9 protein-coding genes are annotated in these 9,872 nt (G+C 74.4%); 7 read left to right on the top strand and 2 right to left on the bottom strand.

What is annotated here, in order from left to right:
* Positions 1 to 165 precede the first annotated feature (165 nt).
* The 7 genes from ABZ641_RS17630 (at position 166) to ABZ641_RS17600 (ending at position 8,119) form a co-directional block, all read left to right on the top strand.
* A complete protein-coding gene (locus ABZ641_RS17630; protein WP_344626428.1) occupies positions 166 to 1,422 on the top strand; it encodes a MurT ligase domain-containing protein in 1,257 nt (418 codons plus the stop codon).
* Between the two features lie 65 nt (positions 1,423 to 1,487).
* Positions 1,488 to 2,216 carry a glutamine amidotransferase gene (locus ABZ641_RS17625; protein WP_030269330.1) on the top strand — a complete coding sequence of 243 codons (729 nt, stop codon included), beginning with the start codon at positions 1,488 to 1,490 and terminating at the stop codon, positions 2,214 to 2,216.
* 318 nt (positions 2,217 to 2,534) lie between these two features.
* Positions 2,535 to 3,560, top strand: a complete 1,026-nt coding sequence (locus ABZ641_RS17620; protein ID WP_030269331.1) for a 6-phosphofructokinase — start codon at positions 2,535 to 2,537, stop codon at positions 3,558 to 3,560.
* A 113-nt stretch (positions 3,561 to 3,673) separates the two neighbouring features.
* Positions 3,674 to 4,255, top strand: coding sequence for a TetR family transcriptional regulator (locus tag ABZ641_RS17615; RefSeq protein WP_359982802.1), 582 nt, complete (start codon positions 3,674 to 3,676; stop codon positions 4,253 to 4,255).
* Between the two features lie 98 nt (positions 4,256 to 4,353).
* Positions 4,354 to 5,688, top strand: coding sequence for an MFS transporter (locus tag ABZ641_RS17610; protein ID WP_359982799.1), 1,335 nt, complete (start codon positions 4,354 to 4,356; stop codon positions 5,686 to 5,688).
* Positions 5,689 to 5,989: 301 nt separating this feature from the next.
* Positions 5,990 to 6,997 carry a 2-hydroxyacid dehydrogenase gene (locus ABZ641_RS17605; protein WP_344626425.1) on the top strand — a complete coding sequence of 336 codons (1,008 nt, stop codon included), beginning with the start codon at positions 5,990 to 5,992 and terminating at the stop codon, positions 6,995 to 6,997.
* 159 nt (positions 6,998 to 7,156) lie between these two features.
* Positions 7,157 to 8,119, top strand: a complete 963-nt coding sequence (locus ABZ641_RS17600) for a cytochrome c oxidase assembly protein (RefSeq protein ID WP_359982806.1) — start codon at positions 7,157 to 7,159, stop codon at positions 8,117 to 8,119.
* A gap of 85 nt (positions 8,120 to 8,204) precedes the next feature.
* Here the strand turns inward: ABZ641_RS17600 and sigJ are convergent, their stop codons facing one another.
* Positions 8,205 to 9,083, bottom strand: coding sequence for an RNA polymerase sigma factor SigJ (gene sigJ / locus ABZ641_RS17595; protein WP_344626424.1), 879 nt, complete (start codon positions 9,081 to 9,083; stop codon positions 8,205 to 8,207).
* 25 nt (positions 9,084 to 9,108) lie between these two features.
* On the bottom strand, positions 9,109 to 9,872 hold a 764-nt coding region (locus ABZ641_RS17590; RefSeq protein ID WP_359982796.1), incomplete at its 5' end, for an urease accessory protein UreD.

The raw sequence follows: 9,872 nt of genomic DNA, 5'->3' as shown, positions 1-9,872 counted from the left end.
CGGAACCGGACGGGTGCCGGGGTCCCGTCGGGGCCCGTCTCGGCAGGCCGCGAAGGGTCCTGCGCTCAGAGCCCGCCGCCGGAGTGGGTAGGCTGGCCCCCGTCCCTGCCGTCCGACGGTCCCGCACGACCGGGGCGGCGCCGCAGCAAGGAGGAACCACTGAGCATGCAAGGCACCGGTCCGGAAGCCGCACGCGACGCCTCGCTGCCCGCCCGCGCCAAGATCGCCGTGACGGCCGGCAAGATGGCCGCCGCCCTCTCGCAGAAGGCCGGGCGCGGCAGTGGTTCGGTGATCGGCGGCAAGATCGCGCTCAAGCTCGACCCCGATCTGCTGGCCACCCTGTCCGAGCACCTCGACGTGGTGCTGGTCAGCGCGACCAACGGCAAGACCACCACCACCCGGCTGATCGCCGAGGCGCTGCGCGCCGCGGGCCCGGTGGTCTCCAACGCCCTGGGCGCCAACATGCCGGCCGGCATCACCGCCGCGCTGGCGGGCGGCTCGGACGCGCGCTTCGGCGTGATCGAGGTGGACGAGAAGTACCTCGCGACGGTCGCCCGGGACACCCGGCCCAAGGCCATAGCGCTGCTGAACCTCTCCCGCGACCAGCTGGACCGCGCCGCCGAGACCCGCATGATGGCGGAGAAGTGGCGCGAGGGTCTCAAGGACTCGGACGCGGTGATCATCGCCAACGCCGACGACCCGCTGGTGACCTGGGCCGCCTCGTCCTGCAAGAAGGTGGTCTGGGTGGCCGCCGGGCAGGCGTGGAAGGAGGACGCCTGGTCCTGCCCGTCCTGCGGCGGCGTGATGCAGCGCCCCGGCGAGGACTGGTTCTGCTCGCAGTGCGGCTTCCGCCGCCCGAACCCGCACTGGGCGCTGCAGGGCACCCACGTCATCGACCCGCACCGCGGTGCCTGGCCGATCCAGCTGCAGCTGCCCGGCCGCGCCAACCTGGCGAACGCCACCAGCTCGGCGGCGGTCGCGGCGGTCTTCGGCGTCGCCCCGCAGGTCGCGCTGCAGCGGATGCAGACGGTCGCCGCGGTCGCCGGCCGCTACGACGTGGTGCAGTACCAGGGCCGCGACGTGCGCCTGCTGCTGGCGAAGAACCCGGCCGGCTGGCTGGAGACCTTCACGCTGATCGACCAGCCGCCGGCGCCGGTGGTGCTGTCGGTGAACGCGCTGGACGCGGACGGCACCGACACCTCCTGGCTGTGGGACGTCGACTACGAGCGCCTGGCCGGCCACCCGATCTTCGTGATGGGCCAGCGCAAGCTGGACCTGGCGGTCCGGCTGGAGGTCGCCGGGCTGCAGTTCCAGGTGGTGGACACCCTGGAGCAGGCCGTCCGGCTGGCGCCGCCCGGCCGGATCGAGGCGATCGCCAACTACACCGCCTTCCAGCAGCTGCGCAAGGCGGTGGCGGTCTGATGTCGTACCCCGCCGACCCGCAGTTCCAGCAGCCTCAGCAGCAGCAGTACGGAAGGCCTTCGAGGATGAACGAGAGCAGCCTGCGCCTCGTCTGGGTGTACCCGGACCTGCTCAGCACGTACGGCGACCGCGGCAACGCGCTGGTCGTCGAGCGGCGGGCGCGGCAGCGCGGCCTCGGGGTGACCCGGATCGACGTGCGCTCCGACCAGGCGGTGCCGACCAGCGGCGACATCTACCTGATCGGCGGCGGCGAGGACCGTCCGCAGCGGCTCGCCGCGGAGCGGCTGCGCAACGACGGCGGTCTGGTCCGCGCCGCCGAGAACGGTGCGATCATCTTCTCGGTCTGCGCCGGCTACCAGATCCTCGGCCGCGAGTTCATCAACGACCTCGGCGAGCGCGAGCCGGGCCTCGGCCTGCTCGACGTGTGGACGACCCGCGGCGAGGGCTCCCGCTGCGTCGGCGACGTGCTCGCCGACGTCGACCCGGCGCTCGGCCTGCCGCAGCTCACCGGTTTCGAGAACCACCAGGGCGTCACGCACCTCGGCGAGGGCGTCAAGCCCCTGGCGAACGTGCGGACGGGCCGCGGCAACGGCACCGGCGACGGCACCGAGGGCGCGTACCGCGACACCGTGTTCGGCACCTACCTGCACGGCCCGGTGATGGCCCGCAACCCTGCCGTCGCCGACATGCTGCTCAAGCTGGCGCTGGACGTCAGCGCGCTGCCGCCGGCCGACACGACCTGGTACGACGCGCTGCGCGCGGAGCGCATCGCGGCCACCAGCCAGCCCGCCTGAGTCCGACGAAGGGTGTCCGGTTGACCGCATTGCGGTCAACCGGTGCCATGCGGGCGGGATGCATAAGAGAATAGGGATCGCTGGACGCAACCCTCCTCGGCGTCCGGCTGCAGATTGCGCGGACGCGTCGACGATGCCGCTCCCGCTCGGCTCCTGCCCGGCCGGACGCAGGAACCGTATGCTGTGCCATGGTCGCCCCCGGTTGAAGACGCCCGGGTGCGACCTGTCCGCGGTGGCGACACCGAGGTGGTAGTCCGGCCTCCGGTTCTTCCCCCCAGCCTGGCGGCTGGGAGGTGCCCCCAGGGGAGTTGCAAAGCAATGCGTATTGGTGTCCTGACCAGCGGCGGTGACTGCCCCGGCCTGAACGCCGTGATCCGTTCCGTGGTCCACCGGGGGGTGGTCGACCACGGCGACGAGATCATCGGTTTCCAGGACGGCTGGCGCGGCCTCCTCGAAGGCGTCCACCGTCCTCTCACCCTGGAGTCGGTGAGCGGCATCCTCGCCCAGGGCGGCACGATCCTCGGGTCCTCCCGGGTCCAGCCGAGCCACCTGCGGGACGGCGTCGAGCGCGCCAAGCAGCACTGCAAGGACCTCGGGATCGACGCGGTCATCCCGATCGGCGGCGAGGGCACCCTGAAGGCCGCGAAGCTCATGAGCGACGCGGGCCTGCCGGTGGTCGGCGTGCCGAAGACGATCGACAACGACATCGCCTGCACCGACGTCACCTTCGGCTTCGACACCGCCGTCTCGGTGGCCACCGACGCGCTGGACCGCCTCAAGACCACCGCCGAGTCGCACCAGCGGGTCATGGTCGTCGAGGTGATGGGCCGTCACACCGGCTGGATCGCCCTCAACGCGGGCATGGCGGCCGGCGCGCACGCGATCGTGGTGCCCGAGCGCCCCTTCCACATCGACAAGCTGACCGACGTGGTGCGCGAGCGCTTCGACCGGCACAAGAAGTTCGCGATCGTGGTCTGCGCCGAGGGCGCCAAGCCCGAGCCCGGCACCATGCCGTGGGAGGAGGGCACCAAGGACATGTACGGCCACGAGCGGTTCACCGGCATCGCCACCCAGCTCTCCCGTGAGCTGGAGCACCGGCTCGGCAAGGAGGCCCGTCCGGTGATCCTCGGCCACACCCAGCGCGGCGGCACCCCGACCGCCTACGACCGGGTGCTCGCCACCCGCTTCGGCTGGCACGCGGTGGAGGCCGCCCACAAGGGCGCCTTCGGCCACATCACCGCGCTGCAGGGCACCGACATCCGCCTGGTGCCGCTCGCCGAGGCGGTCGCCGAGCTGAAGACCGTGCCGCAGGAGCGCTACACCGAGGCCGAGACGGTCATCTGACCGGCCCGTCCCGCAGCTCTTCGGGAGCCCCGTCCGCCGCCTCGGCGGGCGGGGCTCCTTCTCTTCTCCAGCCTTTCTTGACCGATCGATCCAGTTAGCGCTATGGTCTTCCCATGGCAAGGACCAAGGAGTTCGACCCGGACGCGGCGCTGCAGGCGGCGCTGGAGCTGTTCTGGGAGCGCGGGTACGAGGCGACCTCGATGGCCGACCTCACCGGGCACCTGGGCATCGGCCGCGCCAGCCTGTACGCCACCTTCGGCGGCAAGCACGAGCTGTTCCTCAAGGCGCTCGACCGCTACCGGGAGAACACCGACGCCAAGCTGCTCGCCGGGCTCTCGCAGCCCGGCGCGGCCCTGCCCACGGTCCGCGCCGTGGTGCGGCGCTTCGCCGACGAGGCGGTCCGCGAGCAGCGGCACCGCGGCTGCCTGATCACCAACACCGCCACCGAACTCGCCACCCGCGACCCGGACGCGGCCCGCCGCGTCCGCGCCAGCTGGGACACCCTGGAGACGCTCACCGCCGGCGCGCTGGCCCGGGCGCAGGCCCAGGGCGAGCTGGCACCGGAGAAGGACCCGCGGGCCCTCGCCCGGCTGCTGCTCACCGTGATGCAGGGCATGCGGGTGATCGGCAAGGCGGGCGACGACCCGCGGCGGGTCACCGACGCGGCGGACCTCGCCCTGTCACTGCTCGACTGAGCCCCTCGGGCCCGGACCAACAGCCCCACCGGCCGCTCCTCGGCGGCCCTCTGCACGGCCTTATATTGGACCGAACGGTACAGAAAGAGGGGGAGACCATGGCTGCCACGGCCATCACTCCGACGTCCACCGGCGCACCGGCGCCACGCACCGCACCCGGCTTCGCCCTGCTCGGCACCGTCCAGGCGACACTGATCTTCACCCTGATGGCGATCTCCGTGCCGCTGCCCGACATCGGCCGCGAGTTCGGCCTCGACCACAGCCGGCTCGTCCTGCTCAACGCCGCCTACGGGCTCTCCTTCGCCGCCCTGCTGCTGCTCGGCGGCCGGCTCACCGACCGCTACGGCGGCCGCCGGATGCTCACCACCGGCCTGGTGGTGCTCGGCCTCGCCTCGATCGCCGCCCCGCTCGCCCCCGGCTACACCGCCCTGCTGCTGCTCCGCTTCCTCCAGGGCGCCGCCGCGGCCCTGGTCGCCCCGGCCGGCATGGCCGTCCTCAAGACCCTGCTGCCCGGCCCCGCGGCCTACGGCCGGGCGATGGCCACCTGGGGCGGACTCTCCGTGCTCGGCGCCACCACCGGCAACCTCGCCTCCGGGGCCGTCGCCAGCTGGCTCTCCTGGCGCTGGATGTTCGCCGTCCCGGTGGTCGTCGCCGCCGCCGCCCTCGCCCTCGCCCCCGCACTGCTGCCCCGCGACCCCGCCCGCGACCGGCGCCCCGCCCTCGACCTGCCCGGCGCCGTCCTCGCCACCGCCGGCACCGTCCTGGTCAGCTACGGCCTCGTCCTCACCGAGACCGGCGGCTGGCAGCTGCCGCTCGCCCTCGGCCTGCTGGTGCTCGCCGCCTTCGTGCTCCGCGAGCGGCGCGCCGCCGAGCCGCTGCTGCCGCTCGGCTTCCTGCGCGGCGGACGCCGCCTGCTCGGCCTGGCCGCCACCCTGCTGAGCGCCGGCGGCACCGCCACCCTCTTCCTGCTGCTCACCCTGCACCTCCAGCAGGACCTGGGCTGGACCCCGCTCGCCACCTCCGGCGCCTTCCTCCCCTACGCCGCCGCACTGCTCCTCGGCGGGCAGGCCGCCGGGCCGCTGGTCGGCCGGGTCGGGCCGAAGGCCGTCACCGCGATCGGCCTGGCCACCGGCGCCGCCGGCCTGTTCGCCCTCGCCCACCTCGGCACCGGCTCCGGCTACCTGCCGCTCGTCCCCGGGCTGGTGCTGCTGCCCTTCGGCGCAGCCCTCGCCTTCGCCGGAGCCGCGGTGCTCGCCACCGACGGCGTCCCGGAGGAGCAGATCGGCCTGGCCGGCGGCGTGCTCAACACGGCGATGGAACTCGGCCCGACCGTCCTGCTCACCGCCCTCCTCACGGTCGGCTCCGGCGGCGCCGCGCTGGCCGCCGCCGGCGCCCTCTTCGCCCTCACCGCCCTCGCCGGCACCCTCACCTGACGGCCAGCCCCCAGGGGCGCGGGAACTGCGCAATTCGGATGCGGTCGCCACAACAGCATCGGGCCAAGCCCTGATCTGTACGACGACCCGCCCCCGGACTGCGCAGTCCCCGCGCCCCTTTCGGTGCCCCCACGCGCCCCCCGGCGAGGCTGACCGGTCGGCCCCACCAGGGGCGCGTGGGGGCACCTGCCGCCGGTCCGGCGGGACGATCGGCCCATGGCCGGGGTCCGGGGCACACCATAGGTTGGGTGAGCGGCCGGGGCGCCCGGCCCGCCCCGCGCGAGCAGGAGGAGCAACCCCGATGGAGATCCTCGCCTACGGCGTGCAGACCGACGAGCGTCCGCTGCTGGACGCGGCGTTCGCCGGCCGGCACCCGCTGCGCATGCTGGACGTCTTCCTCACCCGGGACACCGCCCCGCTCGCCGACGGCTTCCCGGTGGTGTCCAGCAGCGTCAACGACGAGCTGGACGGCGTGGTGCTGGCCCGGCTCGCCGCGGGCGGCACCAAGCTGGTCACCCAGCGCTCCACCGGCTTCAACAACATCGACCTGGCGGCCGCCCGCGACCTCGGCCTGACCGTCGCCAGGGTCTCCCACTACTCCCCGCACGCCGTGGCCGAGCACGCCTGGGCGCTGGCGCTGGCCGTGAACCGGCGGCTGCTGCGGGCGGCGAGCCGCACCCGCGAGTTCGACTTCCGGCTGGACGGCCTGCTGGGCCGGGACGTCCACGGGATGACCGTCGGCGTGATCGGCACCGGCAAGATCGGCGAGTGCTTCGCCCGGATCGCGCACGGCTTCGGCACCGAACTCCTCGGCTGGGACGTCGCCCCCAACCCGGCCTGCCGGGAGCTCGGTCTGCAGTACGTCGAGAAGGACGAGCTGCTGGAGCGCAGCGACCTGGTCAGCCTGCACGTGCCGCTGCTGCCGGACACCCGCCACCTGATCGACGCGGCCGCGCTCGCCCGGATGAAGGACGACGCGATCCTGGTGAACTCCAGCCGCGGCGGCCTGGTCGACAGCGCCGCGCTGGTCGAGACGCTGCGGTCCGGCCGGCTCGCCGGGGTCGGCCTGGACGTGTACGAGGAGGAGACCGGCGTCTTCTTCACCGACCGGTCGGTGCACGGGGTGGCCGACGACGTGCTGGCCCGGCTGATGACCTTCCCGCACGTGCTGGTCACCTCCCACCAGGCGTACTTCACCAGGACCGCGGTCGGCCAGATCATCGCGGCGACCGTCCGCAACGTCGAGGACTTCGCGGCCGGCCGCACCGGCGAGAACACCCTCGTCCCGGCCGCCGGCGCCGCAGGCTGACCGCGCCACGCCCGCCGGGACCGGGGCCGGGTTCGGTCGGTTCGTAAGCGCCGCCTAGGCTGTGCCGGAAGCAAAACGGACGAACCGGACCGGCCTGCGGGCGGGTCCGGTCGGCACCAGCGAAGGCAGGACGCGCCGATGGGCGACGGCATGGCAGGGATGCACCACCACGGCGGAACGGGCACGCTCGGCCCGTACAGCCCGTCCGCCGCGCTCGGCTGGTCGCCGGACTGGCCCTTCCTGATCGGCGCGGTGCTCGCCCTCGGCCTCTACACGGCGGCCGCGATCCGGCTGTGGCGGCGCGGCGACAAGTGGCCGGTCGGCCGGATGATCGCCTGGACGGCGGGCACCGGCACGGTCGTCCTGGTGACCTGCACCGGGCTGAACGACTACGGCATGGTGCTGTTCAGCGCGCACATGATCCAGCACATGGTGCTGTCCATGCTCTCCCCCATCCTGCTGCTGCTCGGCGCCCCGATCACGCTGGCGCTGCGGGCCCTGCGCCCGGCCCGCAAGGGCAGCGGCCGCGGTCCGCGCGAGCTGCTGGTGGCCCTGCTGCACAGCCGGTACGTTCGGGTGGTCTCGCACCCCGGCGCCACCATCCCGCTGTTCGTCGCCAGCCTGTACGCGCTGTACTTCTCGCCGCTGTTCGACCACCTGATGCAGTACCGCCTCGGGCACCTCGCGATGATGGTCCACTTCCTGGCGGTCGGCATGCTCTTCTTCTGGCCGATCATGGGCGTGGACCCGGGTCCGCACCGGCCGGGCTACATCATGCGCATCCTGGAGCTCTTCGTGGGGATGCCGTTCCACGCCTTCTTCGGCGTGGCCGTGATGATGGCGACCCACCCGCTGGTGACCACCTTCACCGACGCCGCCGCGCCGCCCGGCACCAAGCTGCTGGACGACCAGGAGCTGGCCGGCGGCATCACCTGGGCGTTCGGCGAGATCCCGACCGCGATCGTGCTGATCGCCCTGACCCTGCAGTGGGCGCGGTCCGAGGAGCGGCAGGCCCGCCGCCGCGACCGTGCCGCGGACCGGGACGGCGACGCCGAGCTCGCCGCCTACAACGCCTACCTGGCCGCGCTGGACCGGCGCGGCCGCGCCGCCGACGCGGGCTGAGCCCCCGCCACGCCGCACCCGCCACGAGCCCCGCCCGGTACGCACCGGGCGGGGCTCGCCGCCGTTCGGGGCCGTGCCCGCGGGGTCAGTCCTCCAGGAGGTCCAAGTCGAGCCGGGCCAGCCGCTCCGGGTCGGCCAGGATGTCGATCGCGACGATCAGGCCGTCGGCGACCACGAAGTCCATGACCGAGACCGGCCGGCCGTCGACCACGGTGACCGTGCCGGCCCCGCCGTTGACCAGCGCCGGCCGGGAGAACGGCGCCATGTGCCGGAACCGGAACGCCTGCGAGGCCACCTCGCGGGCCCCGCGCACCACGATCAGCGGCGCGGCCGGGCCGTCGTCGGCGCGCAGCACCACCTCCGGGTGGAGGACGGCGACCAGCGCCTCGAAGTCACCGCCGCGGGAGGCGGCGAGGAAGGCGTCCACCACCTCGCGGCGGCGTACCGGGTCCGGGTCCGGCGCGGGGGCCGCGCCCTGGACGCGCCGCCGGGCACGGCTGGCGAGCTGCCGGGCGGCGGCCGGGGTGCGGTCCACGATCGGCGCGATCTCGTCGAACGGCAGGCCGAACATGTCGTGCAGCACGAAGGCCAGCCGCTCGGCCGGGGCGAGCTGCTCCAGCACGACGAGCAGGGCGAGCCCGACCGAGTCGGCGAGCAGCGCCTGCTGTTCGGGGTCGGTGCCGTCGGCGTTCGCCACGACGGGGTCGGGCAGCCGCTCGCCGATCGGCTCCTCACGGCGGGTCCGGCGGGTGCGCAGCATGTCGAGGCAGACCCGGCCGACCACGGTGGTGAGCCAGCCGCCCAGGTTCTCCACCTCGTCGGCGTCGGTGCGGCTCAGCCTCAGCCAGGCCTCCTGCACCGCGTCGTCGGCCTCGCCGAGCGAGCCCAGCATCCGGTACGCCACCGACCGCAGATGGCCGCGGTGGCTCTCGAAGCGCTCGGCCAGCCAGTCGTTCCGGTCCATCGGGCCCCTCCTCGTCGGTGTGCTCTCACCTCTCTGACGTTCGGGCGGCCGCGGACGTGACGGTTCCGCCCGAACCGTTCCGGCCGGTGCCGGGTGCGAGCAGCCGGCGCAGGGCGAGGGCGTCCGGGGCGAGGGCGGTGAGCAGGGTGGCGGGCGGGCCGTCGGCGGGGCCGGGCAGGGTGAGCAGGGCGGCGTCGGTGCCGTCCGGGGGCGGCGGCGGGGCGGGCAGACCGACGGTGAGCAGTTGTCCGACGGTGCGGTGCGGGCCGAGGACGGCGGGGCCGTCCCAGCCGGGGGCGCCGGGGCCGAGGTCGGTCTGCTGGTCGAGCAGGACGCGGCCGGCCGGGGCGGGGCCGGCCAGGTGGACGGTGAGCCGGGCGGTGATCCGGCCGGGCGGGGCGCCGCGGGTGTGGTCGTGCAGCCGGCCGAGCACCTGTTCCTCGCGCAGCCGCAGCCGGGCCCCGGGGGCGAGGTGGACGACGGTGGTGAGCAGCAGGTGGCTGCCGGCGGCGGCGATGACGGGTTCGGGGCGCCAGTCGAGTTCGGCGTCCTCACCGACGGTGAGGTGCAGCTCGTAGCGGGCGGGGGCGCCGCCGCGGCCGGGGAGGCTGACGGTGGCGGCGGCGCTGGTGACGGTGAGGGCGGCGCCGGGCCGGACCTCGGCGTGCAGGGCGAGCCGGTCGCCGCCGAGCGGGGCGGCCATCGAGCCGATCACGCAGACGTGGGCGGTGCCCGGGGCGCCGCGGGTGCGGCGCAGGGCGAGCGGGCCGGCGCCGGCGAGGACGGGCA

The organism is Kitasatospora sp. NPDC007106, from assembly GCF_040634455.1.
In the GTDB taxonomy this organism is placed as follows: domain Bacteria; phylum Actinomycetota; class Actinomycetes; order Streptomycetales; family Streptomycetaceae; genus Kitasatospora; species Kitasatospora arboriphila.
The sequence above is the reverse complement of the archived record's forward strand: the minus strand, read 5'-3'. Positions and strand labels throughout refer to the sequence as shown.

Bases quoted from the DNA above. Each gene is read 5' to 3' on its own strand.
- ABZ641_RS17630 (WP_344626428.1), top strand. From the start codon at position 166: ATGCAAGGCACCGGTCCGGAAGCCGCACGCGACGCCTCGCTGCCCGCC.
- ABZ641_RS17625 (WP_030269330.1), top strand. From the start codon at position 1,488: ATGAACGAGAGCAGCCTGCGCCTCGTCTGGGTGTACCCGGACCTGCTC.
- ABZ641_RS17620 (WP_030269331.1), top strand. From the start codon at position 2,535: ATGCGTATTGGTGTCCTGACCAGCGGCGGTGACTGCCCCGGCCTGAAC.
- ABZ641_RS17615 (WP_359982802.1), top strand. From the start codon at position 3,674: ATGGCAAGGACCAAGGAGTTCGACCCGGACGCGGCGCTGCAGGCGGCG.
- ABZ641_RS17610 (WP_359982799.1), top strand. From the start codon at position 4,354: ATGGCTGCCACGGCCATCACTCCGACGTCCACCGGCGCACCGGCGCCA.
- ABZ641_RS17605 (WP_344626425.1), top strand. From the start codon at position 5,990: ATGGAGATCCTCGCCTACGGCGTGCAGACCGACGAGCGTCCGCTGCTG.
- ABZ641_RS17600 (WP_359982806.1), top strand. From the start codon at position 7,157: ATGCACCACCACGGCGGAACGGGCACGCTCGGCCCGTACAGCCCGTCC.
- sigJ (WP_344626424.1), bottom strand. From the start codon at position 9,083: ATGGACCGGAACGACTGGCTGGCCGAGCGCTTCGAGAGCCACCGCGGC.